We start from the raw sequence: 26,179 nt of genomic DNA on the forward strand, positions 1-26,179 counted from the left end.
ATTGAATATGCGTAGGGCGTGGGCGAGTGGCGGTCTGCGGGGTCAACCATGCTGTTCAAGATAGGCAATCACCACGCTCTTGATCACGAACGCCAATACCCCCAGGCCCAGCACGCCGAACAGGATCATGGTACCGAAGCGTCCGGCTTTGGATTTCTTCGCCAGATCCCAGACGATGAACGCCATGAAACCGATCAGCACGGTCACCAGAATGGTCATCATCCATTCTTCGAACAACTCGGGTTCCATGATCATCTCCAGTATCGCGGGCTTGCGAGTATAGAACGCGCTCGGTTTATCAACCGCGCAGGTGCACCAGTGGCAGTTCCGTGCTGGCCAGCACCTGATTGAGCACGAAGCTGGAGCGCACGCTGGTCACGCCATCGATACGCGTCAGGTGCCCCAGCAGAAATTTCTGATAGTGATCCATGTCTGGTACCACGACCTTCAACTGGTAATCCGCGTCGATGCCGGTCACCAGGCTGCACTCCAGTACCTGAGGCAGGTTGCGGATGTGTTGTTCGAAATTCTCGAACCGGTCGGGCGTGTGTCGGTCCATGCCGATCAGGACGTAGGCGGTAAGACTCAGCCCGAGTTTCTTGCGGTCCAGCAGGGCGACCTGGCGCACGATATAGCCGTCGTCCTCCAGTTGCTTGACCCGGCGTGAGCAAGGCGAGGGCGACAGGCCGATGCGCTCGGCAAGTTCCTGATTGGAGATACGAGCGTCGCGTTGCAGTTCGGCGAGAATACTCAGGTCATATCTATCGAGCTTGCTCACGATGGGCGCCTTTATAGAATCGATTGCGCTAGATTATTCATCCGAAGTGAAAAATTGCGCAAGTGGTGTTTTCGTCAGCAACATTAGCAATCCTCTGTCGCCCGCCAAAGCCTATTCTTTTACCCAGAATCACTGCCCGGACACAGCGTCCAGCGCGGCCCGCCGAATCAGGCCAGCCGCGGCCTCCAGCCCAACAGGGTTGATCAGGCCACCGGGCTACGCACTGTCCAGAAGACGATGCGAGGTGAGCCGGCGTCAAAAGCGTCGAGCCAGGACGAAGTATTCGAGGGAGGGCCCATGAGCCCTCTTTTTTTGTGCCCGCGATTTGTGCGCGCTGGTAGAGTGCGGCGAACGGCGCTCCAAGAATGCAGTCCTATCAACAGGTATCCGCGCCGCAGTGAGGAAAGCATGAACACGCGCATCTGGCGTTTGGCAGGTGTCAGTCTTTTGGCCTTGAGCATCAGCGCTCAGGTGTTGGCCGACGATAACAACCAGCAGCAGCAACAACAGCGTCAGCAACAGCGTCAGCAACAGCAACAGCAGCAGCACCAACAGCAGCAGCGTGGCTTCGAGATGCAGCGTCAGCAGCAACAGAACCAGCAGCGCTTCAATCAGGATCAGCAGCAAAACCAGAACCAGCAGCGTGAGCAACAGCAGCGCCAGCAGCAACAACAGCAATATCAGCAGCAGCGCCAGCAGGAACAGCTCAATCAGCAGCGCCAGATCCAGCAGAACCAGCAGCAGCGCTTTGACCAACAGCGCCAGCAGCAGGATCGTGAGCGCAACCAGCAGCAACAGAATCAGCGTCAGGAGCAGCTCCAGCAACAACAACGCCAGCAGCAACAGCAATTGCAGCAGCGTCAGTTGCAGGATCGACAGGGGAATCTTCCGATCCAGAGCCGCCCCGACACCGTAGTGCAGACACAACAGCCGCGTCAGGGCTTTTACCGTGACCAGCCTCGCGATAACAACAACCCTTGGCGCGGTGGCGATCATCGGCCCGACAACGGTCGACCGGGTGGGCATGGCGATGGCTGGGGTTCAGGACCGCATTACCGCCCAGGATACGAGATAGATCGCATGCCTGGCGGCTACTCCCGAGTGCCGTATCGCGGTAACGACTATTTTTATTCGGGCGGTTACTGGTATCGCCCGCAAGGCCCGCGTTATGTGGTCGTCGCGCCGCCGCGTGGCGTGCGTGTGCGTTACCTGCCCGATTATGCGCAGCAGGTCTGGCTCGGCAGCGCACTGTTCTTCGTCGCGGCAGGGACGTATTACACCTATGAGCAGAGCACCCAGGAATACGTCGTGGCTGAGCCGCCGCAGGGCGTAGAGCCTGTGTATTCACCGCAGCAACCACAGCAGGCGGCCGATCCTTACGACGTGGTCGCGTATCCGGCCAACGGTCAGAGTCAGCAGCAGTTCGAGCAGGATCGCTACGATTGCTATCGCTATGCGGTGCAGCAGAGCAATTTCGATCCGGCGAATGCGAGCTATCAGCCTGCACCCGAGGTGGTGGGGATTTATCGTCAGGCGCTGGCCGGGTGTTATGCCAGTCGGGGCTATAGCGTTCAGCAGTAATGCGGTGAACGCAGAAGGATACTTGTAGCAGTACGGCCGGGCGGCGTTCAGTTTGCCGGCGCTGGCGATCTCAAACTTGCCTGCGCCGGCAGGCCGGACTGCTACAGGTACATGAAGAATCTCAATTCAAAACAGGGCTACTGCCCCTGTTCACCACTTCCTGAGGGTCGGCGTGTACCAGCACTTCGGCTTTGGGATACTCGGCGATGATGGCTCGCTCAACCTGTTCGCACAGGTCGTGCGCCACCGACAATGTCAGCGACCCCGGCAACTCCAGATGCAGTTGTACGAACCAGTGATTGCCGGAAATCCGCGTGCGCAAATCGTGGGCGCCCAGCACCCCGGGAACGTTCTGGGCCAGCGCCAGCATACGAGCACTGACGTCTACAGGCAGTTCGGCGTCCATGAGCACCGATGTGGTTTCCCTGGCAATGGAGATCGCGCTCCACAAGATGTAGAACGCGATCGCCAGACCAAAATACGCATCCAGCTGGTCATAACCGAAGTACGCCAGCCCCAGCGCAACCATGATGCTGAGGTTGAGCAGCAGATCGGAGCGGTAATGCAGCGAGTCGGCGCGAATGGCCGCTGACCCCGTCGCCTTGACCACGCGATGCTGCAACATCAACAGCGCGACGGTCAGGCCGATCGATATCAACATGACCAGGATGCCCAGCCCGGGAGCCCCCAATGGCTGCGGATGCTGAATGCGTTCGATGGCCTGGAAACCGATCAGGAATGCACTGACGGCAATGAACAGTGCCTGCGCCATACCCGACAGCGCCTCGGCCTTGCCGTGGCCGTAACGGTGGTCGTCGTCGGCAGGACGTAATGCGTAATGCACCGCCAGCAGATTGAGGAAAGACGCTGCGCCATCGAGCAGCGAATCGGTCAGGCCCGCCAGCAGGCTGACCGAGCCACTCAACCACCAGGCCACCGCCTTGGCGATGATCAGAATACTGGCGACGGCCAGCGATGCCCGCGTCGCCAGACGCAATAACCGGGCATGTTCAGGGCTGGTGCTCATGGCGCTTCCTTCAGTCAGAACGTTGAAAACATCAGGCCGACGGCACCAGACCGAGGCTCGCCAGTTGCTGCGCGCTGCCTTTGTGCTGGATCAGACGTGGATCGTCCAGTGGCAGGGTGCGGCCCAGTTCTGTCTGGATGATGGCTTGCAGCTTGGCGTTGTCCACCGTGCCGTCAGCGCGCACGGCCGGCTCGAGTTTTTGCGGATCGATCTGCGCCTGCTTGCCGCTCGGCAGGTAGATCGCGCCAGTGGCGAAGTCGACCGCGAACGCAATCACACCAGGGATGATATAGAACAGCAGGCCGATGGCGTCGAGCACCACGATGGCAGGGTCCATCCGGCCGCTGCCTTGAATCTGACCGCGACGGTCAGGGTAGAAAATACTGCCGCAGGCGGTCAGTTGAGCCAACAGGCTGACGACCAGAGCACCGCCGATCAAACGGGAATGAATACGCATGGAGATCTCCTCAGAGGAAGCCGCAACTATACAAGGCAAATGCCTAATCAATAAGACTATCCAACCTCCAGGACGGTTCTGCGTCCTTCGAAACAAAGCTGCATCGCGCCCACGTATAATCGGCGGTCTGTTTTCGGAGTTGCCATGATCTCGCTGCCCATTGATGCCGTCCTGCCTGCGCTACGCCAGGCCCTTGCCGATCGCGACGAAGCCGTGCTCGAAGCACCGCCCGGCGCGGGCAAGACCACCCGCGTGCCGCTGGCGCTGTTGCAGGAGTCATGGCTCGCCGGGCAGACGATTCTCATGCTTGAACCGAGGCGTCTGGCGGCGCGCGCTGCGGCGGAACGGCTGGCGTCCGAGCTGGGCGAGAAGGTGGGCGAGACCGTGGGTTACCGGATTCGTCTCGACAGCAAGGTCGGCCCCGACACTCGCATCGAAGTCGTGACCGAAGGGATTCTCACCCGACGCCTGCAAGAAGACCCTTCGCTGGAAGGCGTCGGGCTGCTGATTTTCGACGAATTCCATGAGCGCAGCCTTGATGCCGATCTGGCGCTCGCATTGAGTCTCAATGGCCGCGCGCTGTTTCGCGATGAGCAGCCGCTGAAGATTCTGCTGATGTCGGCGACGCTGGAGGGTGAGCGACTTTCGACGTTGCTCAATGATGCGCCGGTGATCAGCAGCGAAGGGCGCATGTTCCCGGTGAAAATGCAGTGGGGACGGCCTTTCCAACCGGGGGAGTTCATCGAGCCGCGCGTGGTTCAGACCGTGCTCGATGCGTTGGGTAACGAGACCGGCAGCCTGCTGGTGTTTCTGCCGGGGCAGGCGGAGATTCGTCGGGTCAATCAGCAACTGGCCGACGCCTTGGGCGAACGCAGCGATGTCATGCTCTGCCCGCTGCATGGTGAACTCGACCTCAACGCACAGCGCGCCGCCATCGAACCTGCGCCCCAAGGCAAGCGCAAAGTGGTGCTGGCGACCAATATCGCCGAAACCAGCCTGACCATCGACGGTGTGCGGGTGGTCATCGATGCGGGGCTGGCGCGGGTGCCGCGGTTTGATCCGGGGAGCGGCATGACCCGGCTCGACACTCAGCGCATCTCTCGGGCCAGCGCCACGCAACGCGCAGGCCGGGCAGGGCGACTGGAGCCGGGCGTGTGTTATCGGCTGTGGTCCGAGGCGCAGCACGACCAGCTTGCAGCCTATGGCGCGGCGGAAATTCTTCAGGCGGATCTCGCAGGGCTGGCCTTGCAGCTGGCACGCTGGGGCGTCGAGCCTGGGCAACTGGTCTGGCTGGACGTGCCGCCGGCAGCGGCTTATGCACAAGCGCAGGATTTGCTCGGGCGTCTCGGCGCCTTGGTGCGCAAGCCGGCTGAGGACTGGAAACTCACACCCCACGGTCAATCGATGGCTGAGCTGCCAGCGCATCCGCGGATCGGCCATTTGTTGCTGCGTGGTCAGGAGTTGGGCCTTGGCTCACTGGCGTGCGATGTCGCGGCATTGCTGGGCGAGCGCGATATCTTGCGCGGCGCCGGCGCAGACCTGCACAGTCGCCTGACGTTGCTCGCCGGCACCGAGCGGGCCGGGCGCAGCAGTCAGGGCGGCGTTCAGCGGGCCAGGCAATTATCCCGACAGTACCGAGGCTATCTCAGAGGCTCTGCGAAGCAGTCAGTTGCCGAGCCCGATCACACTCGCTGGCTCGGGGCCTTGCTGGCGCTGGCTTACCCCGACCGGGTTGCGCAGCAACGTCGCGCGGGTGGCGCCGAGTATCGGCTAGCCAATGGTCGCGCTGCTTTGTTCGCCGAGCCTGATGCACTGATGAAAGAACCATGGCTGGTGATCGCCGACCTGGGCAGTCGTCAGGGCCAGAAAGAGGAACGGATTTACCTCGCCGCCGAGTTCGACCCTGCACTGTTCGATTCAGTCTTGGCGGAGCAAGTCACGCAGTTCGATCAGCTGGACTGGGACGAGCGCGAGGGTGTGTTCCGCGCCGAGCGTCAGCGCAAGGCCGGTGAGTTGATCATCAGCCGTGAGCCGCTCACCGGCCTGGATGATTCCGCACGCGGTCAGGCGCTGCTCGCGCTGGTCAGGCGCAAGGGGCTGGAGCTGCTGCCGTGGACGCCGGAGCTGCGTCAGTGGCAGGCGCGAGTCGGCTTGTTGCGTCAGCTGGATCTGGAAAAACAGGACAGCAGCGAATGGCCCGACGTCAGCAACAACGCTTTGCTCGAACGCCTGGAGCACTGGCTGCTGCCTTACCTGGGTAAAGTCACGCGGCTGAGTCATTTCGGCAATCTGGACGTGTCGTCGATGCTCCACAATCTGCTGCCATGGCCGTTGCCCCAGCGTCTCGAAGAGCAGGCACCCCACCATTTGAGCGTGCCCTCAGGCTCGTCGGTACGGCTGGATTACAGCGAGTACCCGCCGATTCTGGCGGTCCGCTTGCAGGAACTGTTCGGCCTGTCCGACACCCCGCGCATCGCGGGCGGTCGGCAGATCGTCAAGCTGCATCTGTTGTCCCCCGCGCGGCGCCCGGTGCAGGTAACCCAGGATCTGGCCAACTTCTGGCGCAGTACCTATGCCGAGGTGAAGAAGGATCTCAAGGGGCGATACCCCAAGCACTATTGGCCCGATGATCCCTTGATTGCCGAGCCAACCGCGCGGGTCAAGCCGCGCAAGCCTCAGGCCTGAAATCGCGTCCAGCTAACAGGCGCTAACACCGAATAACTGGTCGAATTCGACACGGGTCCTCAATCTGTAGCCTTGCCGAACAAAGCAGGACAGCGCGGCCCCGTGCGCGTTGTCCACGTCCTGGCGAGTGACGATGAAAAGGGATTGGATGATGTCCGAAGGTTATGGCGAGAGCTGCGTATGTGCAGACGACCGGCCCAGCAATGACGAGCTGAGCGCGTTGATCGCGCAAGTGGTGATGCGAGGGCAGGACGCACCGCAGCGTTTGTTCTCGGCCGTGGCGCCGTTGCTGAGCGCATTCTATGAGGGGCATATTCAGGCCGGGCGTGCGAAGCGCGAGGACCTTGAAACGCTCGTGCAAGGGGCCTTTTTGGCGGTCTGTCAGCGTCATGGCAGCTTTGATGGCGGGCACCCGTTTCGGGCCTGGCTGATCGAGATCGCGCGCAGTACGTTACTGGATTATCTGGTCAGCCAATCGGCGAACAGGGGTGGGGTTGCTTCTGTGGTTGCATCGCCCATCCGTCGCAAAAAGGCTTTGAGAGCTGTTTGATTAGCCGCCCTTGGGCGTGCGTCGTTTGCCGGGAAACTTCATGATCAGTATTGAAAAGATTCTCTACACCGGTCACACCCATACGACCGGTGGCCGTGATGGCGCCGGGCGTAGCTTCGACGGGCGTCTTGATCTCAAACTCTCTCCTCCCGGCGCTCCGGGCAACGGCACCAATCCGGAACAACTTTTTGCCCTGGGCTGGTCGGCCAGCTTCCTCGGTGCCCTGCGTCATGCCTGCAACGCGCGCAAGGTTGCCTTCCCCAATGATGCGGCCGTGGATGCCCAGGTCGACCTGGGCCATGGTGAGCAGGGGTTCTTTCTGCAGGCGCGGATGGCCGTGTCATTGCCGGGCATTGAAGAAGACGCGGCGCAGGCCTTGATCGACGCAGCGCATCAGAACTGTCCTTATTCGAAAGCCACTCGGGGCAATCTGAGCGTGACCCTGACTCTGGTCTGATTCTTCCGTCCTGTCTCCTCGGCCTGTTGCTGCAACAGGCCGCCTGCACTTGAACGATCATCAAAAACACCTATCATCCTTGAACCTGCAGGTATGGTTCGTCATCCCGCGCCAACATCACCCCCCATTTCGAGAGAACGATCCTCGTGGAGTCCGCCCCAGACGACCTGCACGAATCCCCCAGCCTGCGATTTGCCTTCGGCCCCTTCTGCGTTACGCCGAACAAGCGGCTGCTGACCAAAAACGACCTCCCGCTCGAGATCGGCGGACGTGCGCTGGACCTGTTGATCGCGCTGATCGAGCAGCCCGGACGCGTACTCTCCAAACGTGACCTGATCAAGAAGGTCTGGTCTGACATCGTTGTCGAGGAAGGCAGCCTGCGCTTTCACATGACCGGTCTGCGCCGCATCCTTGGCGATGGCGAGGAGGGCGCGCGCTACATCAGCACTCAGGTCGGGGTCGGCTATGCCTTTGTCGCGCCCATCGTGCGTTTGCCATCCGGGCGCAGCGCTCAGCCTTTTCCGCCGTCTGCGGTGCGTTGGCAGAGCAAACGCTTTTCCAGCTCGGTGGGGAGCCTTCCGCCACGCACTCGCCTGATCGGTCGTGAAGCCGACGTGCAACTGGTCGTTGATCGGCTGCAGGAGCCTCGGCTGTTCACCATTGTTGGCGCGGGCGGGGTGGGCAAGACCAGCCTTGCGATCGAAGTGGGACACCGGATCTGCGACGCCAATCCTGACTGCGTGCGGTTTGTCGATCTGGCGCAGGTCGAGGATCCCCTGCTGGTTCCTTCGGCGCTGGCCGGCTCGCTGGACATTCCGGTGCAGGCCGAAGACCCGATGTTCGTGCTGCTTGCCCATCTTCAGGAACAGAACCTGCTGCTGGTCATCGACAACTGCGAGCATTTGATCGACGCGGTGTCGGCTATCGTCGAGCGCATCAGGGAGGCTGCGCCGCAGGTAGGGGTGCTGGCAACCAGCCGCGAGCCGCTGCGTGCCCGAGACGAGCAAGTTCATTGGCTGAGCCCGCTGGACTTCCCGAGCGACACGCAGGACCTCTCGGTGCAGGAATTACTGGCCTTCCCGGCAATCGAGTTGTTTGTCGAGCGAGCGTCTTCGGGGAATGCTGCGCTGGCGCTGGAGGCCGACAACACGCAGATGATCGCCGATATCTGCCGCCGGCTGGAGGGCATGGCGCTGCCCATTGAACTGGCAGCCATGCGTGTTGCGGCCCATGGCGTCCCGGCGACTCACGCATTGCTGGGTGAGCGGTTTTCCCTCGGTTGGGCCGGGCGGCGCACGGCTTTGCCCCGTCATCAGACGCTGCGCGCCATGCTCGACTGGAGCTACAACCTGCTATCGGCCGAAGAAAGTCTGGTGTTCGACCGCCTTGCGATTTTTGTCGGTCCATTCTCGCTGGATGCGGCCTCGCAGATTGTCGCTGATGCGGGGCTTGATTCGATCACCGCAGCTGCCCTGCTGGATGAGCTGGCGGCCAAGGGATTGGTCACGGTTGATCCCGGCGACCCGATGGCGGCGTACCGGCTGCTGGAAATGACCCGCGCCTATGCCCGGGAGAAACTGGCGGAGCGGGGCGATGCCGAGGTTCATGCCCTGGCGTTTCGGCATGCGGCTTTTTACATGGACTTGCTGGGTCATCTCGGAACATCGCCCGGCGAGATCTTCCAGAACTCGGCAAAGCTTGGCAGCCAGTTGGGCAACATTCGCAGCGCACTGGAGTGGAGCTTCGGGCCGCAGGGCGATCCGGGGTTGGCATTGCCACTGGCGGCAGCGAGCGCGCAGCTGTTTCTGCACTTTTCACTGTTGGTCGAATGCCGCACCTGGTGCTCGCGAGCGACTGAGTTACTGGAGCTTGGTTACTTCGGCACACCGACGGAAATGGAACTGCAAGCGGCGCTCGGTCTGGTGCAGATGTTCACTCAAGGCAACAGCGAACTGGCAGAAAAGGCGCTGCTCAGGGCGCTGGATATCGCCGTGGCGCTGGGTGATCGCAGCTCCCAATTGCGGTTGTTAGGGCGGTTGCAGATTTTTTACGAGCGCATTGGCGACTTTCCGTCATCGCTGGCATGGGCCGAGCAAGCGGTTGAAGTGGGTAATCTCATCGGCAAACCCGAAGCCATCGCAGTGGCGGCGTCGCTGGCGGGGATATCCCACCATCTGCTGGGCAACCAGACATTGGCGCGTCAGGAACTGGAGCTGTCTTTGCGCAACAGTGTTCCGGCGCAGCGCAGCGATACGATTCACTACGGTTTCGATCACCGTAATCGCACCGGATTGGGTCTGGCACGAACGCTGTGGCTGATGGGGTTTCCCGATCAGGCGCGATGCTGGGCCGAGCGGGTCGAAGCGGAGGCGGCGGCACTGGATCATGCCGTGACTCACTGCATCGCGCTGGTCTGGACCCTCTGCATTCACGTCTGGACGGGGGATCTGGACAAGGCCACCGCCGGGTTGAAGACATTCACCCGCATTGCCGAGACAAACGCACTCGGCCCTTACGCGGCGGCAGCCATCGGGATACGCGGCGCCATTGCGATACGGTCAGGCCTCGCTGGCGATGCCGTGGCGTTGCTTGAGGAAAGCCTGGCGCGGCTGCATGGCATGCGCTACGAACTGCTCACCACCTCGTTCGAAATCTCGTTGGCAGAGGGATTGGTCCTCAATGGCCAGCACGAGAAAGCGCTAAAACAGGCCAACAGCACCATCGAACATTGCCGCAAGAGCGGTGACGCCTTCGCCCTCCCGGAGTTGCTGCGGATCAAAGCCGACGTGCTCAGGATCCTGACCCCAGACGATATCAATGCTGTCGAAACCCTGCTGGACGAGTCAATCACCATGGCCAGGCAGCAAGGCGCGCGGGCGTGGGAGTTGAGAGCCTCGATGGACCTCGCCAGAGGGTGGCTGGATCAGAGCCGGACTCCTGAAGCAAAGGCGCTACTGAAGGCATGCCGTGATCAGGCGACCGAAGGATTCGACACCCTGGATCTGCGCCAGTTGGAGACGCTTTGGGAGCGGGTTGTTGATCGGTGAGGGGAAATGTTGACAGGCGCGATGCGGGGGGCAGTCACAGACAGGTTTGTCTGGACCACCGCTTCGCTGCCGTCGTGACCTCCGGCGTCTCCCACAAGGATTGCGGCAGCCAGATTTATTTCGTCTTCCCGATCCATCGCCGAGCTAATGCCGGACAAACAGCCTACAGCCCACACTACTCATCGTGGGAGAGAGCTTGCTCGCGAAAGCAGTCTTTCTGGCGCCGTTGCTTCGCCTGATTTACCACCTCATTCCGTATCCCGCCAAGACCAGGCTTGATGGGTTGTGACATGGAAGTTCGCAGACTTGCCGCCGTGAGTTACTCCCGACATGTGCCGTCACAACGCCGACATCTGAGAGTCCACCTCATCAACTACGGTGAAGAAAAACCGGGTTGTCAGGAGGGAGTGGAGTGCCGGAGCTATCTGAATCCCGCCGTTTGCGTCGCGGCAGGGTGTCCGAAAAAGGAAGGGCTTATATGGTCACCTCGACTGTCCTGGATCGTCGCAATGTCTTTGCAGATTGGCGAGTCGGGCGATTACTGGTGGCCGAACTGAAGGCGGCCCAGGAGAAAGGGCTGGCGCGCTCAATGGCATGGGTGGTCATGCCTGATCACTTTCACTGGCTGTTTGAACTGCGAGAGTCCGAATTGAGCGAGCTCGTTCGCCGCATCAAATCCAGGACGAGCATTGCAGTCAATCGTGCGCTGGGCGGGAGTGGCGGGATATGGCAGGACGGGTTTCACGATAGGGCTGTCAGGCGGGAGGAGGATTTTCTGCCGATCGCCCGTTACATCGTTGCAAATCCATTGCGGGCAGGTCTGGTGAGCAAGATCGGAGATTACCCTTTATGGGACTGCATCTGGTTGGAGGATTCGGACTGAGCGGTCAATCGTGTGAGGCGGCATGCCCGGAAAAGTGATTTGACCTGCATTGCTGTGTTGACTCGTCTACCACCTTCGCGAGCAAGCTCCCTCCCACAGTAGACCGGGTTGATCGCGAGATTTCCGGATGGCTCAGGATTTGGCGATGGGGCAGTAGTAACTTGAAATCCCTCTACAGTAGACCGGGTTGATCGGGGGATTTCGGCTGGCTCAGTATCTGGCGATGGGGCAGAAGTAGATTGAAATCCCTATCACAGGGTCTGTAGTAGCCAGGCTGCTGGAGTGTGCTCGACAAGCGGCCGATTTCATGCCGATCGACAATTTGCCAGCCCGCACGGTCCATCGTGGGAGGGAGCTTCCTCGCGAAGACATTGTTACATCCAAAGGGGTTATGGGGCCTGTCAATCAGCCTTCGCGAGCAAGCTCCCTCCCACGGTAGACCGGGTTGATCGGGGGATTTTCGGATGGCTCGGGATTTGGCGATGCGGCAGAAGTAGATTGAAATCCCTCTCACAGGGTCTGTAGTAGCCAGGCTTCTGGAGCGTGCCCGATAGGCCGCCGATTTCATGCCGATCGACAGTTTGCCAGCCCACACGGTCCATCGTGGGAGGGAGCTTGCTCGCGAAGACATTGGTACATCCAAAGGGGTTATGGGGCCTGCCAATCAGCCTTCGCGAGCAAGCTCCCTCCCACGGTAGACCGGGTTGATCGCAGGGTTTTCGGATGGCTCAGGATCTGGCGATGGGGCAGAAGTAGAGTGAAATGCCTCCCACGGGGTTGGTGGTGGCGAGGCTTCTGGGGTGTGCCCTACAAGCGGCCGATTTCATGCCGATCGACAGTTTGCCAGCCCACACGGTTCATCGTGGGAGGGAGCTTGCTCGCGAAGACATTGGTACATCCAAAGGGGATATGGGGCCTGTCAATCAGCCTTCGCGAGCAAGCTCCCTCCCACGGTAGACCGGGTTGATCGCGAGATTTCCGGATGGCTCGGGATTGGCGATGCGGCAGAAGTAACTTGAAATCCCTCTACGGTAGACCGGGTTGATGGCTGGATTTTCGTACGGCTTGGCCTTGGTGAGCTACCTCACAGCCAATGACAACAGCCCAGCCATTTTCACCAGGTCAGCCAGGGAGCGGGCTTTCATCTTGCGCATGACTTTGCCGCGGTGTGCCTTGACGGTGATTTCACTGATGCCAAGGTCCGAGGCGATGACTTTGTTCAGCCGGCCGGCAACGACCATTGCCAAGACTTCCTGCTCGCGTGGGGTGAGGGTGGCGTAGGCGTTGCGCAGTGAGCGCAGGCCGTCTTCGCGGTTCAGCGCGGCGCGGCTGTGGTCGAGGGCGTCGGCGATGGCCTGGAGCAGGACTTCATCATCGAACGGCTTGGTCAGAAACTCCACCGCGCCGGCTTTCATCGCGCGCACAGTGAGTGGCACGTCACCGTAGCCAGTGATGAAAATAATCGGCATGTCCGGACGCTCGCCGGCGATTGCACTCTGCAGGTCAAGCCCGTTGAGGTCGGGCAGGTTGATGTCGAGCACCAGGCAACAGGGAACTTGCGACCGGGGGTGCTCAAGAAAGGCTTGAGCCGAGTCGAAAAGTTGCGGGCGCCACTGGGCGAAGCTGATCAGCAGCTCCAGCGATTCGCGCACCGAAACGTCGTCATCGACAACAAACACCACAGGTGTGGCATCGGTTGTCGCTGCCGGTTTCGGCGCTACGGCCAAGGCATTATTCAGGTCCACTCTGGCACCTCCACACTGATTCGATCCAACGTTCAACTCACAGGCAGTGCGGCGCTCAATGCCTTGAGCAACGCCGCTTCGCTGAAGGGTTTCATCAGACACTCCACGGCACCCTGGCTCATCAGCCTGGGTCGCTCCGCGGGATCGCCGTGGGCGGTGATGAAGATGATCGGGATATCGTGACCCCGAAGTGTAAGTTCTTTTTGCAGATCCGGCCCGGACATGCCCGGCATGGCGATGTCCAGAATCAGGCAGCGGGTCTGCTCGATGAAGCCCGACCACAGAAAATCCTGCCCGGAGGAGAACGCCTGAACCGCAAAGCCGAATTCTCGGAGCAGATCCGGCAGCGACTCGCGCACGGATTCATCGTCATCGACCACTGAAATCAGCAGGGGGGCGTCCATCAGCGACCCTCCTGGGCGTTGCCGGTGACTGCGTCAATTTCAGCCAGTGGGGGAATGGCGAAACGAAAGATCGCCCCCGGGCCGGTGTCGTTGACTGTCGCCCAAAGCCTGCCTTGGTGTTTTTCGATGATCGAACGGCTCACGGAAAGCCCAATGCCCATCCCCGAGCTTTTGGTGGTGTAGAAGGCATTGAACAAGCGCTCGGCATCCTGAGGGTCAAAGCCGGTGCCGTTGTCCTTCACCTCCAGATACACGCACTGGCTTTCGTCCAGCCCGGTGACAATGCGCATGTGCCGCGAGCGGCTGGTGATTTTGTTCATCGTCTCGATGGCATTGAGGATCAAATTGAGGATCACCTGTTGCAGTTGCACGCGATCACCCCTGATCTGCGGCAGGTGCTCGGCGAAATCGGGGTGCAGCATGACGCCGTTGCGCTGCAGCTCCCCCAGCAACATGGCGATGACTTCTCTGGCGGCGGCGTTGATGTCGACGTTTTCTATCGTGATGCTTTTTTTCGAAAACAGCGCGCGCAGCCGGTTGATCACATCGGACGCGCGATTACCGTCGCGAATGGTGCGGCGCGCGGTCTCCAGTGCTCCGGCAACATTCGGCGGGTCGGCGCCAAGCATGCGCAGGCAGGTGCTGGCGTTGGTAATGATGCCCGCCAATGGCTGATTGACCTCATGGGCGATCGACGCGGTCAGCGCGCCCAGGCTCGCGACCCGAGCCAGATGGGTCAGCTCCGAGCGGACCTTGCCCAGTGCTTCTTCCGACAGGCGCCGCTGAGTCACGTCCTGCAACGCGGCGATATATTCCAGCCCGCCGTCTTTGTCGGTAATCGCATGGGCGACCAGATGCACGTGCTTCACTGTGCCGTCGGGCAACAACAGGCGATGCTCGTGCTCGAAATCACCGGCCGTTTCGCGCTGACGTCTGAACATCTCCTCAAGGAGCAAGGTGTCGTCGGGATGGATGCGCGTATAGATCAGTTCGAAAGTCGGTGTCACGCCGGGGTCCAGGTCGAGAATCCGATAGATCTCCTCAGACCAGGTGATTTCGTCGGTCTCGACGCGCCAGGAAAAAGTGCCCGTTGAACTGAGACGTTGGGCCTTGTTCATGAATGCCTGGCTTTGCTTGAGCGCGGCCTCGTTGCGTGCCCGGTCGATGGCGATACTGGCCAGGTGAGTAAATTGCGCGATGAGGTTTTGCTGTGTCGCCGATGGTTCGTTTGGCTCGCGGTAGAGGATCGACAGGATGCCGGTCACGCTGTCATTGATGGAGGTGATCGGCGTCGACCAGTTCGCCCGCAACCCATGGGATAACGCAGAGCAGACCCAGCCCGCCCAACGAGTTTCCTCGGCGAGATCGGTCGAGATTACCTGCTCATTGCTGAGCGCTGCGGCTGCAAGCGGGCAGCACATGGCGTCCACCGGCCGGCCGTCGGCGCCTGGCATCAAGTCCGCTGGAAGATTGGGCGCAGCGCCGGGTTGCATGCGCGGCACCGCTTCAAGTGCCGGATAAGGGCGCTTGAGTTCGACCAGCACGACACTGCACAAGGCACCGTCAAAAGTCGCTTCCACCAGTTCGCAGAGTGCTTCCAGAGTCAGCGAAAGGGCTGACCCGCCCGCCATCATGCCCAGCAAGTGCTTTTCTCCGGCCAGCAGCATTTCTGCGCGCTTGCGGTCTTCAATGTCGGTGTTCTCGCCGTACCAACCCACTATCTGCCCAGACTCGTCATGTTGCGGGACTGCCCTGATCATGAACCAGCGATAGACGCCGTCGAAGCGTCGGATGCGGGCTTCGTATTCTCCCGATTCGCCCGACGCCAGCAGCGCATACCAATAGGTCGCCAAACCTCCTGCATCGTCCGGATGCAGGGAGGTGGTCCAGCCTATGCCGCGCGCATCGTTCAGGGAAACGCCGGTGTAATCGCACCAGCGCTGGTTGATGAAGATCACGCCGCCGTCGGTTCCTGCACTCCAGACGAAACCCGGGACAGCGTTAATGATGTCGCGCAGGCGGTCTTCGGAGGCGCTGACGTCGGCCAATGCCTGGGCGATCGTGGTCTTGTCGCGCCGTCTCTCGTCAATATCGACCTGCAGCACGCACCAGCGCAGGATGCGACCCTCGACGTCCCTGATGGGCAGGCCGCGTACGTGAAACCAGTGATAGACGCCGTCTGCGCGACGAATGCGGTGCTCGATTTCGTAGGGCTCGCCGGTTTCGACCGAGTGCATCCAGACAGCGATCACCGAGGGCAGGTCTTCCGGGTGCACGGCGTCGGTGGCGGCCCAGTCTTTCAGTTCGTCGAGCGGTGCGCCCAGATAATCCAGAATCTGGCGGTTCACCCGTTCCAGCGTGCCGTCCGGCGCCATGAACGCGACCATGGCCGGAATGCTGTCGATGAGCGAGTCGGCATCGACGCGGTCGAGTTCGTTATCCATACCTGTCCTATTGTTCCGATCGCTTGTTGCGAGGATGCGCCCGAGGGTGGTTGGCGCCCATCATACTTTGGTGTCGCACCCGGTAAATAAGGCACTCGTGTCCCGAAAATGGCTTTTCTGTGCGCATCGATCCGACGTCGGCCACAACCATCGGGACCCTATACATAGGTATGCACCGACACCTTGGTGCAATCGTCCACAGGCGTTGGCGGTGGTGTCATCAGCCTCATGCTGGCCGCAGCGCATGGCGGCCACCGACCAAAAGGAGATTGATGATGCTTGCCACTTCGCGCGCTTCAACCTGGCGCCGCTTTCTTGCCTCTTCCGCCATGGCCAGCTCGATGGGGCTCATACTGCTTGCCTGCGCTGGCCACGTCTCGACCGCATCGGCGGCCACTGCTACGGCCGCGTCCGATGCCATTCGCCCCTTCAAGATTCATGTCCCCGAAGCGCAACTGACCGATTTGCACAAACGCATCGCTGCCACTCGTTGGCCGGACAAGGAGACGGTCAGTGACGCGTCTCAAGGCGTGCAGCTGGCGCAGGTTCAGGCGTTGGTGAAGTACTGGGGCAACGGATATGACTGGCGCAAGGCCGAGGCGAAACTCAACGCGCTGCCGGAGTTCATCACCACCATCGACGGCGTCGACATCCAGTTCATCCACGTGCGCTCGCGCAATCCCAATGCCATGCCGCTGATCCTGACCCATGGCTGGCCCGGCTCGCAGTTCGAGTTTCTCAAGACCATCGGCCCGCTGACCGATCCGGTGGCCTATGGCGGCAAGGTGGAAGACTCGTTCGACGTGGTGATTCCGTCGATTCCGGGGCACGGTTTTTCCGGCAAACCGACCGAACTGGGTTGGGGCCCGGATCGAGTGGCCAAGGCTTGGGATGTGCTGATGAAGCGCCTGGGCTACAGCCATTACGTTTCCCAGGGGGGCGATCACGGGTCGGTGATTTCCGATGCTCTGGGGCGTCTGGGGCCACCAGGTCTGTTGGGCATTCACCTGAACATGCCGGCGACTGTCCCGCCAGAACTGGTCAAGCCGATCTTCGGTGGCGATCCCGCTCCGCAAGGGCTGACGGACCACGAACGCAAGGCGTTCAACTCGCTGAGCACCTTCTTCGGCCGCAACGCCGCTTATGGCGCGATGATGGTGACCCGCCCGCAAACCATCGGCTATCTGCTGGCGGACTCTCCCTCGGGCACCGCAGCCTGGATGTACGAGAAATTCGCCGCGTGGACTGACAGCGACGGCCACCCGGAGCGTGTGCTCAGCCGCGACGAAATGCTCGACGACATCAGCCTGTACTGGCTGACCAATAGCGGGGCGTCGTCGTCGCGCTTCTACTGGGAAAACAACAACAATAACTTCAGCGCGACCGCGCAGAAGACCACCGATATCAAGGTTCCGGTGGCGATCACCGTGTTCCCGCACGAGATCTATCAAGCGCCGAAGACCTGGGCCCAGCGCGCCTACCCGTCGCTCTCCTACTACAGCGAAGTCAACAAGGGCGGCCACTTCGCCGCCTGGGAACAGCCGCAACTGTTCAGCGAAGAACTGCGCAGCGCCTTCAGGCCTCTGCGCGGATCGGCGAATGCCACAGCAAACACCACAGACGCGAAGACCGGCCAGTAAGTCGTCGATTGACCGACTTCAACACCCGGAACGGCGGCTCGCCGTTCCAAACGGAGACTCACCATGAAGATTACCTTGTTGAATCAACGCTCTGCGCCGCGTCGCCGGCGTCTGCTTGTCCCGTCGATTCTGGCGATGGCCCTGTTGCAGTTCGGTGCTTTCGGGGCCGCCTCGTCTGCCAGTGCGGCAGACACACCGGCGACCGCGATCGGTCCGATCACGCCGGGTACGAACACCTCGTTCGGCGCGCTCAAGCACGTCAAGACCCCGCTGCTCGACGTGGCTTACGCCGAAGTCGGCCCGGCCGATGGCCCTGTCGTCATCCTGATGCACGGCTGGCCGTACGATATTCATAGCTACGTCGATGTGGCACCGGCGCTTGCGGCCAAGGGCTACCGGGTCCTGATCCCTTACGAGCGTGGTTACGGCGACACGAAATTCCTGTCTGCGAAGACGATCCGCAACGGCCAGCCTGCTGCGCTCGCCACCGATCTGGTGGACTTCATGGATGCGCTGAAGATCAAGAAGGCCGTGCTTGGCGGTTATGACTGGGGCGCCCGAACCGTGGATATCGTTGCGGCGCTGTGGCCGGAGCGGGTGAAAGCGCTGGTGGCGGTGAGCGGTTATCTGATCGGCAGCCAGGAGGCAGGCAAGGCCCCGTTACCGCCAGCGGCCGAGTTGCAGTGGTGGTACCAGTTTTATTTTGCGACCGAGCGCGGACGGCTGGGTTACGAGAAGAACACCCACGACTTCGCCAAGCTGATCTGGAAGCTGGCCTCGCCCAAATGGGACTTCGACGACGCGACCTATGATCGCAGCGCAGCAGCACTGCAGAACCCCGATCATGTGGCGGTTTCGATCTTCAACTATCGCTGGCGTCTGGGGCTGATCAAGGGCGAAGCAAAATATGACGCCATCGAGAAAAAACTGGCGGCGTCCCCCTCCATCGGCGTGCCGACCATCACCATGGAAGGCGACGCCAATGGCGCGCCGCATCCACCCGCCGAGGCCTACGCCAAGCGCTTTACCGGCAAATACGAATATCGCCTGATCAGCGGCGGCGTCGGCCACAACCTGCCGCAAGAAGCCCCGCAGGCCTTCGCTCAGGCGATTGTCGATGCGGATCACCTTTGATGCTGGCTTGAGAGGAATGCTGCGATGAACCTCAGGCAACTGGCGGGATTGTCCGCTGTGGTCGGCGTTGCGGCGCTGGCTGCCACCGGAGTCGCCCTGGGCGATTCCGGGGGTGGTGACTCGTCCCCGATCTACGGCGTGAAGATTCCCGATGGCTATCGACGGTGGGTGCTGATTGCCCCCGCCCAGGAAGCTGAACCGCTGAACGAGCTTCGCGCCGTGGTGGGCAACGATCTGGCGATCAAGGCGTATCAGGAGTCGACGCTGCCGTTTCCCGACGGCACGGTGTTGGTGAAGCTGGCGTGGAAGCACGTTCAGTCGCCTGAGTTCGAACCGGCTTCGATTCCCGGCGCGGCGACCACTGTCCAGGTCATGGTCAAGGACTCGCAAAAGTACGCCTCGACCGGCGGTTGGGGATTTGGGCGCTTCATCAACGGCAAGGCGGTCGATGAAGCCCAGCACCAAACCTGTTTCGCCTGTCACCAGGCCCGCGTGAAAAACCACGACTTTGTCTTCACCCGGTGGGCACCGTAACCCAACCCCTCAAGGAGCCATCACTGAAAAGATTCGCCGCCGCTTTGGCGTTTACTGCCCGCTTGTTCATGGCCGGTTCACTGAGCGGCTGGCAATAAAAAGCGCCCGATAACCGGTAGGTGATCGGAAATCAGCAAGGTGTCTGCCTGACGGACCTGCGCATCGACGCGCTTGAGTTTCGGGCTGTAAAACAGGTAGTCCAGCGTCCGGTCCGGTCCGCTGAGCCGTGGGTCGTTGGGGAAGCGGGTGTACCACTTGCGACGATCCTCACCGTTGGCGTCGTCGTTGCTGGGGATCATCGGGTATTTGTCCCACAGCGCGTGCAGTTCGCTTTCAGGGGCATATTGCTCGCGCTGTTCGGCGGGCAGGCGCTGGTATTGGCCCTGGGGCAGCAGATTGAAGTCGCCGCCGCTGATCCACAGCGTTCCTGCCTGTTCGAATGTGTCGAGCAACTGGGTGGTCGCGGCCACCTGGCGCTGCAAGGTGTCATCACCGGGTTTGAAGTCGCCCAGATGCGTGTTTACAACGGCCAGATGCCCGCCATCGCGCAGCGGCAGGTCACTCACCAGCAACGCGCGCTTGGGCTCGAACTGGCGGCCGATGAGATTGCCGTTGGGGGAGGGCAGTTGCAGGCGTTCGGCCTTGTCCATTTGATAGCGGCTCAACGTTGCCAGCTTCATGCCGACGCTGCCGTAGATATGCCGGTCGGGGACGAAGTCGGACTTCCAGTAGAACGCCTCGGTGCTGCACGGATACAGGTCCGTGACCCGCTCCTGGAGCAGTGCCAGTTGATTGGTGTAATCGGTGTTCTTGGCGCCGTCATTCACTTCCTGCAGCAGCACGATGTCTGGCTGTTCATCACGGATGACCCGCGCGACTTCGTCGAGGTTGTAGGCGATGTCATCGGCAGTGGGGCGTTCGTCCGGGCCGCTGCCATCGGGCATGTCGTACCAGAACACGTAGCGCTTGCCGGCCAGATATTGAATGTTCCAGGTCATGACCTTCAGCGCCTGGCCAGGCATCAAGAGCGGCGGCGCTGCATCTCTGGCGTTACAACTGACCGCCATGCGCTCGTGTCGTGCCGGGTGCCAGGTCACGTTGTAGATCAGGCCGCCGATCAGCGCGAGCAGCAGCGCAAGGGCGATGACATAACGCAGCAGGCGGGGCATCGAGTTACCTCAGGCCGGCTGCGCGGGCTCGTCGATCAGCATGAACAGGCGGAACATCACCACGCTGATGAACAATTGCAGGAAGCTGGAAACGCTGTCGACGATCAGCGACAGCAACGGGCTTTGCTGGTCGGGCAGGACATAGAAACTCAGGCCTTCGAGCACCGACAGCGGGATATAGACGAACAGCACGCAGACCAGAATCCGCACGATATGCCCGCGCGTCATCTTGAAGCTCTCGCGCATCGCATCCAGTGGCCCAAGGCCGCGCAGCACCAGCAAGTACTCGGAGAACACCAGTTTGATCATCACCCATACGCCGGGAACGATGAACAGCGACAAACCGGCCATGATCAGCAGCGTGCTCAGGGCGGTCAGCACAGCGAAAGTGGGCCACATGCGCAACGTGGCCGCGAGCAGGTTGCGCTTGGAGGGCTCCTCGCCTCGAGTCTTGGCGTCGAGGAACAGAATCAGCGCGCCGGTGTACAAGGGGTAGAACAGCAGGCCGATCAGCAACTGCCAACTCGCCGAGCTATCGGGTGCCGAACTGCCGAGCAGCTGTTTGGTCAGGGCCTCGAGGATCACCAGCGGCAGGCACAGCGTGAGAATGCTGGCGAAGTTACGCCGGAAAAAGTACAGCGAGTCTTGAATGATAGTCAGCGGATTCATGAACGGATCACAGGAAAAAGCAGGCCGACACTTTAACGTAGAGCCGGTGTGCTGGGCCAACCTTGTGCGGCGCAGAGGGTTCTTAACTTTTTCTACATCCTATTGAAACGCCCTTGAAACGCCCCATTACTGTTTGTGTCTGACACTCAGGTCAGCCACAGAATTCCTACGGCAATCTAACGAGGTCGCCATGAACAGCGAAGAGCAAACCCTGATCGATGGCCTGTTTGGCAAACTCAAGCAGGCAGAAACCGATTCGGCCCCCCGTGACGCCCAGGCCGAGGCGCTGATCAAGGAGCACCTGACCCGGCAGCCCGCCGCGCCTTATTACATGGCGCAGGCGATCCTGGTTCAGGAGGTCGCGATCAAACAACTGGAGGCCCAGAGCCGCCAGCGCGACGAACAGATTCAACAGTTGCAGGCCGAATTGCAGCGCGTCAAGGCGCAGCCGGCGCCAGCACAAGGTGGCGGCGGATTCCTGTCGAGCATCTTTGGCGGCGGCTCCCGCGAACCGCAGGCCCAACAACCGGCATCCTCGTTCTCCCGCCCATCAAGCCCGCAGCCTTCAGCAGGTGGCTGGCGTGACAACGGTCCAGCCACTCCCCCTCCTTATAACGCACCACCGCAGGGCAACTACGCCCAGCCACAGCAGCAAGCTCCTGCGGCTCCGATTGGCAGCGGCTTCCTGGGTGGCGCGTTGAAAACCGCGGCGGGCGTGGCGGGCGGTGTGATGCTGGCGGAAGGTATTTCCAGCCTGTTCCATCACAACAGCCAACCGCAGGAAATCGTCGAGATCATCAAGGAGGAGCCTGCACAGCCTGCAAGCGACAGTGATTTCGGTGGTGGCAACAGCGGTGGTTGGGGCGACGATCAGCAACGCGTCACCAGCAACGACGGCTGGGGCAATAACGACTCTGGCGGTTTTGCCGATACCGATTACGGCAGCGACGACAGCGGCATGTTCGGCGGTGATGATGACGATTCGTTCGTCTGATTTTTGAGGCAATCAACACTTGCCGCTGGAGCAGTGCAACGTCCGTGGATTAACGCAAAGGCTTAGGCACTGACGCAAACACTTAGGGACTGACGCAAAATCTGTGGGAGGGAGCTTGCTCGCGAAGGTGTCAGATCAGCCGCTGCTGTGATGGCTGACCCAACGCATTCACAAGCAAGCTCCCTCCCGCAACAATCAACTGCGATGCCGCACTAGCATTCCCCCCATCGACCCTGATGCACTGAACGCTTCAATCCCCTCCCCAAACTGGCATACTGAGCGCCGGTCCGACGTTCGGGCCCTTGTCGCTTGTCAGCGCATCGAGGAGTTCGGGTGAGAAGAATCGCGGTGTTCGCCGACGTACAGAATCTGTATTACACCGTGCGTCAGGCTCATGGTTGTCACTTCAACTATGCCGCCCTGTGGGCGGACATCAGTCAGCGCGGGCAAATCGTCGAGGCCTATGCTTATGCCATAGACCGCGGCGACAGCAAGCAGCAGCAATTCCAGCAGATCCTCCGCAACCTCGGTTTCACCGTCAAACTCAAGCCCTACATCCAGCGCAGCGATGGCTCGGCCAAGGGCGACTGGGACGTGGGCATCACCATCGATATCATGGACGTCGCGCCAAATGTCGATGAAGTCGTGCTGGCGTCCGGCGACGGCGACTTCGATCTGCTCCTCGAACGCATCATCAGCAAACACGGCGTCGAGGCAGTGGCCTACGGCGTGCCAGGGCTGACAGCCAATTCTCTGATTCGCGCAGCCAGCCGCTATGTGCCGATCGAAGGCGGGTTGTTGCTCAAGAGTTGAAAGATCAATTACACGTTGTAGCAGCACGGCTAGTCGGCGGTGGCGACTTCACGTTCGTCCCTCCGGCAAGCCGTGCTGCTACAGATATTCGTTGCATTAAAGGTTACCCCCATGCAGGAACGCATCGCCGTCATCGACTTCGAAACCACTGGCATCTCCCCCAACAGCAGCTGTCGGGCCACCGAGATTGCCGTGGTCATCATGGAGCAGGGCGTCATCGTCGAGCGCTATCAGAGCCTGATGAACGCTGGCGTGCGCATTCCGTCCTTCATCGAATCGCTCACCGGCATCAGCAACAGCATGCTGCGCACAGCACCTCCCGCCGAACGGGTCATGAATGAAGTTGCCGAGTTCGTCGGTCTGACCCCGCTTGTCGCCCACAATGCTTCGTTCGACCAGAAGTTCTGGGACTACGAACTGTCCCGCATCAAACGCAACCGCGAACAAAGCTTCGCCTGCTCGATGCTGCTGGCCCGGCGCCTGATGCCCAGTGCGCCGAACCACAAGCTCGGGACGCTCACAAGCTGGGCCGGTCTGCCCCACACCGGCAAGGCGCACCGGGCCATGGCCGACGCCGAGATGGCCGCCAACCTGACCGCTCACCTGAGCCACGAATTGCGCAACACCCACGGCATCGCCGGGGTGTCTCACCAGTTGCTCTGCACGCTGCAAAAGGTGCCAGCGAAGAAAATTGCCGAAGCGATCAGCAAACATCGCGGCATCTGACACGCTGATTGAGGCTGTCAGGAAAAGTGTACGGGTCGAATAAACATCAGTTGTTACTGACATCTCGGCCCCGGACATTTCTAGAATCACACTAATAATAAATTTCCGAATCCGAGCCTTTCATGCCTGCTGCCCGCCGTTTTCCCCTGCTGCTCATCGGGGCCTTTTTCGCGCTTTACGTGATCTGGGGCTCAACCTATCTCGCTATTCGCATCGGCATCGAAACCTGGCCCCCGCTGATGATGGCCGGCGTGCGTTTCACCATCGCCGGCTCGATCCTTTTTGCCTTCATGCGTTTTCGCGGCGCGCCCATGCCAACCTGGCAACAGTGGAAGGCCGCTGCAATGATCGGCTTTCTGTTGCTGGCCTGTGGTAATGGCGGGGTCACGTTAGCCGAACATGCCGGCGTGGCCTCTGGCGTCGCGGCGTTGGCGGTCGCCGTCGTCCCTCTGTTCACGCTGCTGTTTGGCCTCATCTGGGGCCATCGCAACACAGGTCTTGAATGGGCGGGAATCATCCTTGGTTTAATCGGCATCGCGCTGCTCAATTTCGGTTCCAACCTGCAAGCCAGCCCCCTTGGCGCTGCGATGGTTATCTTCGCGGCTGGCACCTGGGCCTTCGGCTCGGTCTGGAGCCGTTATCTGCCGCTACCCGCCGGGCCGATGGCCAGCGCATGCGAAATGTTGGTAGCGGGTGCTGTCCTGTTGGTCGGCAGTTTTGCTAGCGGCGAACGCATGACTCAATCCCCTGGCGTTTCGGGATGGGCGGTCATGGCCTATCTCGTGGTGTTCGGCTCAATCGTCGCTTTCAGCTCTTACATGTATCTGCTCAAAAATGTACGGCCAGCGGCCGCCACGAGTTACTGCTACGTCAATCCGGCAGTGGCAGTGTTGTTGGGCGTGTTATTCGCCGATGAGCACATCGGTCCCGCAGAAGCGGCGGCCATGGCCGTGATCATCAGCGCCGTGGTGCTGATCGGCTTGCCGCAGTGGCGCAAGCAGAAACCGGTGCAAAACGGGTAAACTGCGCGCCATTGCGCAACGCACGACCCTTTTCCAACGGTATTCACATGACATTCGCCTCTCTTGGCCTGATCGAACCTCTGCTGCGCGCCCTCGAAGCGCTCGGCTACCAGACGCCAACCCCCGTTCAGGCCAAGGCGATCCCGCCTGTGCTGGAAGGCCGCGACCTGATGGCCGCTGCCCAGACCGGCACCGGCAAGACCGCAGGCTTCGCCCTGCCATTGCTGCAACGCCTGACCATGGAAGGCCCGAAAGTCGCCGCCAACTCGGTGCGCTCGCTGGTGCTGGTGCCGACCCGCGAACTGGCCGAGCAGGTTCACGAAGCCATTCGTCAGTACGCCGAACACCTGCCGCTGACCACCTATGCGGTCTATGGCGGGGTCAGCATCAACCCGCAGATGATGAAACTGCGCCGTGGCGTCGACGTACTGGTTGCCACCCCGGGCCGTCTGCTCGATTTGTATCGCCAGAACGCCGTTAAGTTCTCTCAGGTTCAGACCCTGATTCTCGACGAAGCCGACCGCATGCTCGATCTCGGCTTCTCCGAAGAGCTGCGCGACATCTACGCCGCACTGCCGAAACGCCGCCAGACCCTGCTGTTCTCCGCGACCTTCTCCGACTCCATCCGCGCGCTCGCCGGGCAAATGCTCGACAACCCGCTGAGCATTGAAGTCAGCCCGCGCAACGTCGCTGCGTCGACGGTCAAGCAGTGGGTCGTGACAGTGGACAAGAAGCGCAAGAGTGAACTGTTCATTCACCTGCTGAAAAAACAGCGCTGGAGCCAGGTTCTGGTGTTCGCCAAGACCCGCGTGGGCGTCGACCAACTGGTGGATCGCTTGCAAGGGCTGAGCATCAACGCCGACGGCATTCACGGCGACAAACCCCAAGCCACTCGCCAGCGCGCGCTCGATCGTTTCAAGGCGGGCGAAGTGCAAATCCTCGTCGCCACTGACGTCGCCGCCCGGGGCCTGGACATCGACGACCTGCCGACCGTGGTCAACCTCGACCTGCCAATCGTCGCTGAAGATTACGTCCACCGCATCGGCCGCACCGGCCGCGCGGGCCAGACTGGCGAAGCCATCTCGCTGGTCTGCGCCGACGAAGTCGAACTGCTCAGCGCCATCGAAGTCCTGACCCGCCAGACCCTGCAGCGCCGGGAAGAACCCGACTTCATCCCCGAACACCGCGTCCCGGCCACCGATGCCACCGGTCAGATTATGAAAAAACCCAAAAAGCCGAAGAAACCGAAAGTCAGCGGTGGGGGCGGCAAGCGCAATCTGGGTAAGTGGGTCGACAGCGGCGAGGTCGCTGCCGATGTGCCGGCAGCCAAGCCTGTGAGGAAGGTGCCGGTGTTTAATACCGGGCCGAGGAAGCGTAAGCCGTAAGCCCATTGCATCGCCACGGTGTGTGAGACCGCGGG

General features: G+C 61.0%; 24 protein-coding genes. 14 read left to right on the top strand and 10 right to left on the bottom strand.

Annotated features, from left to right (window positions below; translation table 11 throughout):
* Nucleotides 1–42: 42 nt before the first annotated feature.
* The 3 genes from BWR59_RS30160 to BWR59_RS33170 form a co-directional block, all read right to left on the bottom strand.
* Entirely contained in the window at nucleotides 43–249 is a 207-nt protein-coding gene (locus tag BWR59_RS30160; RefSeq protein WP_081569313.1) for a DUF2788 domain-containing protein, read from the bottom strand.
* Nucleotides 250–298: 49 nt separating this feature from the next.
* Nucleotides 299–778 (bottom strand): Lrp/AsnC family transcriptional regulator, encoded by a 480-nt coding sequence (locus tag BWR59_RS30165; protein ID WP_081569314.1) that lies wholly within the window; start codon nucleotides 776–778, stop codon nucleotides 299–301.
* A gap of 255 nt (nucleotides 779–1,033) precedes the next feature.
* Entirely contained in the window at nucleotides 1,034–1,804 is a 771-nt protein-coding gene (locus BWR59_RS33170; protein ID WP_343287015.1) for a hypothetical protein, read from the bottom strand.
* Between BWR59_RS33170 and BWR59_RS33175 the strand changes: the two genes are divergently transcribed.
* On the top strand, nucleotides 1,694–2,359 hold the full coding sequence (locus BWR59_RS33175; RefSeq protein WP_343287013.1) for a DUF6515 family protein: 666 nt from the start codon (nucleotides 1,694–1,696) through the stop codon (nucleotides 2,357–2,359). The two genes, BWR59_RS33170 and BWR59_RS33175, sit on opposite strands and share 111 nt — an antisense overlap.
* A gap of 121 nt (nucleotides 2,360–2,480) precedes the next feature.
* Here BWR59_RS33175 and BWR59_RS30180 read toward each other — a convergent pair whose 3' ends face one another.
* Together BWR59_RS30180 and BWR59_RS30185 are read right to left on the bottom strand one after the other, a co-directional pair.
* Entirely contained in the window at nucleotides 2,481–3,386 is a 906-nt protein-coding gene (locus tag BWR59_RS30180; protein WP_081569316.1) for a cation diffusion facilitator family transporter, read from the bottom strand.
* A gap of 31 nt (nucleotides 3,387–3,417) precedes the next feature.
* Nucleotides 3,418–3,843, bottom strand: coding sequence for a polyribonucleotide nucleotidyltransferase (locus BWR59_RS30185; RefSeq protein ID WP_081569317.1), 426 nt, complete (start codon nucleotides 3,841–3,843; stop codon nucleotides 3,418–3,420).
* Between the two features lie 144 nt (nucleotides 3,844–3,987).
* Here BWR59_RS30185 and hrpB point away from each other — a divergent pair, with 144 nt between their 5' ends.
* The 5 genes from hrpB to BWR59_RS30210 all read left to right on the top strand — a co-directional run bounded on the left by hrpB (nucleotide 3,988) and on the right by BWR59_RS30210 (nucleotide 11,465).
* Nucleotides 3,988–6,528 carry an ATP-dependent helicase HrpB gene (gene hrpB / locus BWR59_RS30190; protein WP_081569318.1) on the top strand — a complete coding sequence of 847 codons (2,541 nt, stop codon included), beginning with the start codon at nucleotides 3,988–3,990 and terminating at the stop codon, nucleotides 6,526–6,528.
* Nucleotides 6,529–6,679: 151 nt separating this feature from the next.
* Complete coding sequence (locus BWR59_RS30195; protein WP_168184550.1) at nucleotides 6,680–7,078, top strand: sigma factor; 399 nt, start codon at nucleotides 6,680–6,682, stop codon at nucleotides 7,076–7,078.
* A gap of 40 nt (nucleotides 7,079–7,118) precedes the next feature.
* Complete coding sequence (locus BWR59_RS30200) at nucleotides 7,119–7,535, top strand: organic hydroperoxide resistance protein (RefSeq protein ID WP_081569320.1); 417 nt, start codon at nucleotides 7,119–7,121, stop codon at nucleotides 7,533–7,535.
* Between the two features lie 146 nt (nucleotides 7,536–7,681).
* Entirely contained in the window at nucleotides 7,682–10,582 is a 2,901-nt protein-coding gene (locus BWR59_RS30205; RefSeq protein WP_081569321.1) for a winged helix-turn-helix domain-containing protein, read from the top strand.
* A gap of 478 nt (nucleotides 10,583–11,060) precedes the next feature.
* Complete coding sequence (locus BWR59_RS30210) at nucleotides 11,061–11,465, top strand: transposase (RefSeq protein WP_230982117.1); 405 nt, start codon at nucleotides 11,061–11,063, stop codon at nucleotides 11,463–11,465.
* 1,079 nt (nucleotides 11,466–12,544) lie between these two features.
* On the opposite strand, the gene BWR59_RS30215 is transcribed toward BWR59_RS30210, so the two are convergent.
* Genes BWR59_RS30215 through BWR59_RS30225 form a run of 3 tightly spaced genes read right to left on the bottom strand, consistent with a single transcriptional unit; the run spans nucleotide 12,545 to nucleotide 16,058 of the window.
* Complete coding sequence (locus BWR59_RS30215; RefSeq protein WP_143490983.1) at nucleotides 12,545–13,210, bottom strand: response regulator; 666 nt, start codon at nucleotides 13,208–13,210, stop codon at nucleotides 12,545–12,547.
* A 32-nt stretch (nucleotides 13,211–13,242) separates the two neighbouring features.
* Complete coding sequence (locus BWR59_RS30220) at nucleotides 13,243–13,614, bottom strand: response regulator (protein ID WP_081569323.1); 372 nt, start codon at nucleotides 13,612–13,614, stop codon at nucleotides 13,243–13,245.
* On the bottom strand, nucleotides 13,614–16,058 hold the full coding sequence (locus tag BWR59_RS30225; protein WP_081569324.1) for a PAS domain-containing protein: 2,445 nt from the start codon (nucleotides 16,056–16,058) through the stop codon (nucleotides 13,614–13,616). The genes BWR59_RS30220 and BWR59_RS30225 overlap by 1 nt, the downstream gene beginning before the upstream one ends.
* A gap of 275 nt (nucleotides 16,059–16,333) precedes the next feature.
* Between BWR59_RS30225 and BWR59_RS30230 the strand changes: the two genes are divergently transcribed.
* The 3 genes from BWR59_RS30230 to BWR59_RS30240 all read left to right on the top strand — a co-directional run bounded on the left by BWR59_RS30230 (nucleotide 16,334) and on the right by BWR59_RS30240 (nucleotide 19,366).
* Nucleotides 16,334–17,698, top strand: coding sequence for an epoxide hydrolase family protein (locus tag BWR59_RS30230; RefSeq protein WP_081569325.1), 1,365 nt, complete (start codon nucleotides 16,334–16,336; stop codon nucleotides 17,696–17,698).
* Between the two features lie 63 nt (nucleotides 17,699–17,761).
* Nucleotides 17,762–18,832 carry an alpha/beta hydrolase gene (locus BWR59_RS30235; RefSeq protein WP_081569326.1) on the top strand — a complete coding sequence of 357 codons (1,071 nt, stop codon included), beginning with the start codon at nucleotides 17,762–17,764 and terminating at the stop codon, nucleotides 18,830–18,832.
* A 24-nt stretch (nucleotides 18,833–18,856) separates the two neighbouring features.
* Nucleotides 18,857–19,366, top strand: coding sequence for a cytochrome P460 family protein (locus BWR59_RS30240; RefSeq protein WP_081569327.1), 510 nt, complete (start codon nucleotides 18,857–18,859; stop codon nucleotides 19,364–19,366).
* Between the two features lie 77 nt (nucleotides 19,367–19,443).
* On the opposite strand, the gene BWR59_RS30245 is transcribed toward BWR59_RS30240, so the two are convergent.
* Together BWR59_RS30245 and BWR59_RS30250 are read right to left on the bottom strand one after the other, a co-directional pair.
* Nucleotides 19,444–20,535 (bottom strand): endonuclease/exonuclease/phosphatase family protein, encoded by a 1,092-nt coding sequence (locus BWR59_RS30245; protein WP_081569328.1) that lies wholly within the window; start codon nucleotides 20,533–20,535, stop codon nucleotides 19,444–19,446.
* Nucleotides 20,536–20,544: 9 nt separating this feature from the next.
* The gene (locus BWR59_RS30250; protein WP_081569329.1) at nucleotides 20,545–21,204 is read right to left on the bottom strand and encodes a YciC family protein; all 660 of its coding nucleotides are present in this window, start codon (nucleotides 21,202–21,204) and stop codon (nucleotides 20,545–20,547) included.
* A 190-nt stretch (nucleotides 21,205–21,394) separates the two neighbouring features.
* Here BWR59_RS30250 and BWR59_RS30255 point away from each other — a divergent pair, with 190 nt between their 5' ends.
* The 5 genes from BWR59_RS30255 to BWR59_RS30275 all read left to right on the top strand — a co-directional run bounded on the left by BWR59_RS30255 (nucleotide 21,395) and on the right by BWR59_RS30275 (nucleotide 26,144).
* Complete coding sequence (locus BWR59_RS30255; RefSeq protein WP_081569330.1) at nucleotides 21,395–22,198, top strand: DUF2076 domain-containing protein; 804 nt, start codon at nucleotides 21,395–21,397, stop codon at nucleotides 22,196–22,198.
* A gap of 333 nt (nucleotides 22,199–22,531) precedes the next feature.
* Complete coding sequence (locus tag BWR59_RS30260) at nucleotides 22,532–23,011, top strand: NYN domain-containing protein (RefSeq protein ID WP_081569331.1); 480 nt, start codon at nucleotides 22,532–22,534, stop codon at nucleotides 23,009–23,011.
* 111 nt (nucleotides 23,012–23,122) lie between these two features.
* Nucleotides 23,123–23,737, top strand: coding sequence for a 3'-5' exonuclease (locus tag BWR59_RS30265; protein WP_081569332.1), 615 nt, complete (start codon nucleotides 23,123–23,125; stop codon nucleotides 23,735–23,737).
* A gap of 122 nt (nucleotides 23,738–23,859) precedes the next feature.
* Entirely contained in the window at nucleotides 23,860–24,759 is a 900-nt protein-coding gene (gene yedA / locus BWR59_RS30270) for a drug/metabolite exporter YedA (protein WP_081569333.1), read from the top strand.
* 47 nt (nucleotides 24,760–24,806) lie between these two features.
* Nucleotides 24,807–26,144, top strand: a complete 1,338-nt coding sequence (locus BWR59_RS30275; protein WP_081569334.1) for a DEAD/DEAH box helicase — start codon at nucleotides 24,807–24,809, stop codon at nucleotides 26,142–26,144.
* The last annotated feature ends 35 nt before the right edge of the window (nucleotides 26,145–26,179 follow it).

It is taken from the genome of Pseudomonas sp. Bc-h (assembly GCF_002080045.1).
Lineage (GTDB): Bacteria > Pseudomonadota > Gammaproteobacteria > Pseudomonadales > Pseudomonadaceae > Aquipseudomonas.

Coding starts and splice junctions, on each gene's coding strand:
- BWR59_RS30160 (WP_081569313.1), bottom strand. CDS start 249: ATGGAACCCGAGTTGTTCGAAGAATGGATGATGACCATTCTGGTGACC.
- BWR59_RS33170 (WP_343287015.1), bottom strand. CDS start 1,804: ATGCCCACCCGGTCGACCGTTGTCGGGCCGATGATCGCCACCGCGCCA.
- BWR59_RS30180 (WP_081569316.1), bottom strand. CDS start 3,386: ATGAGCACCAGCCCTGAACATGCCCGGTTATTGCGTCTGGCGACGCGG.
- BWR59_RS30185 (WP_081569317.1), bottom strand. CDS start 3,843: ATGCGTATTCATTCCCGTTTGATCGGCGGTGCTCTGGTCGTCAGCCTG.
- hrpB (WP_081569318.1), top strand. CDS start 3,988: ATGATCTCGCTGCCCATTGATGCCGTCCTGCCTGCGCTACGCCAGGCC.
- BWR59_RS30195 (WP_168184550.1), top strand. CDS start 6,680: ATGTCCGAAGGTTATGGCGAGAGCTGCGTATGTGCAGACGACCGGCCC.
- BWR59_RS30200 (WP_081569320.1), top strand. CDS start 7,119: ATGATCAGTATTGAAAAGATTCTCTACACCGGTCACACCCATACGACC.
- BWR59_RS30210 (WP_230982117.1), top strand. CDS start 11,061: ATGGTCACCTCGACTGTCCTGGATCGTCGCAATGTCTTTGCAGATTGG.
- BWR59_RS30220 (WP_081569323.1), bottom strand. CDS start 13,614: ATGGACGCCCCCCTGCTGATTTCAGTGGTCGATGACGATGAATCCGTG.
- BWR59_RS30225 (WP_081569324.1), bottom strand. CDS start 16,058: ATGGATAACGAACTCGACCGCGTCGATGCCGACTCGCTCATCGACAGC.
- BWR59_RS30230 (WP_081569325.1), top strand. CDS start 16,334: ATGCTTGCCACTTCGCGCGCTTCAACCTGGCGCCGCTTTCTTGCCTCT.
- BWR59_RS30235 (WP_081569326.1), top strand. CDS start 17,762: ATGAAGATTACCTTGTTGAATCAACGCTCTGCGCCGCGTCGCCGGCGT.
- BWR59_RS30240 (WP_081569327.1), top strand. CDS start 18,857: ATGAACCTCAGGCAACTGGCGGGATTGTCCGCTGTGGTCGGCGTTGCG.
- BWR59_RS30245 (WP_081569328.1), bottom strand. CDS start 20,535: ATGCCCCGCCTGCTGCGTTATGTCATCGCCCTTGCGCTGCTGCTCGCG.
- BWR59_RS30250 (WP_081569329.1), bottom strand. CDS start 21,204: ATGAATCCGCTGACTATCATTCAAGACTCGCTGTACTTTTTCCGGCGT.
- BWR59_RS30255 (WP_081569330.1), top strand. CDS start 21,395: ATGAACAGCGAAGAGCAAACCCTGATCGATGGCCTGTTTGGCAAACTC.
- BWR59_RS30265 (WP_081569332.1), top strand. CDS start 23,123: ATGCAGGAACGCATCGCCGTCATCGACTTCGAAACCACTGGCATCTCC.
- yedA (WP_081569333.1), top strand. CDS start 23,860: ATGCCTGCTGCCCGCCGTTTTCCCCTGCTGCTCATCGGGGCCTTTTTC.
- BWR59_RS30275 (WP_081569334.1), top strand. CDS start 24,807: ATGACATTCGCCTCTCTTGGCCTGATCGAACCTCTGCTGCGCGCCCTC.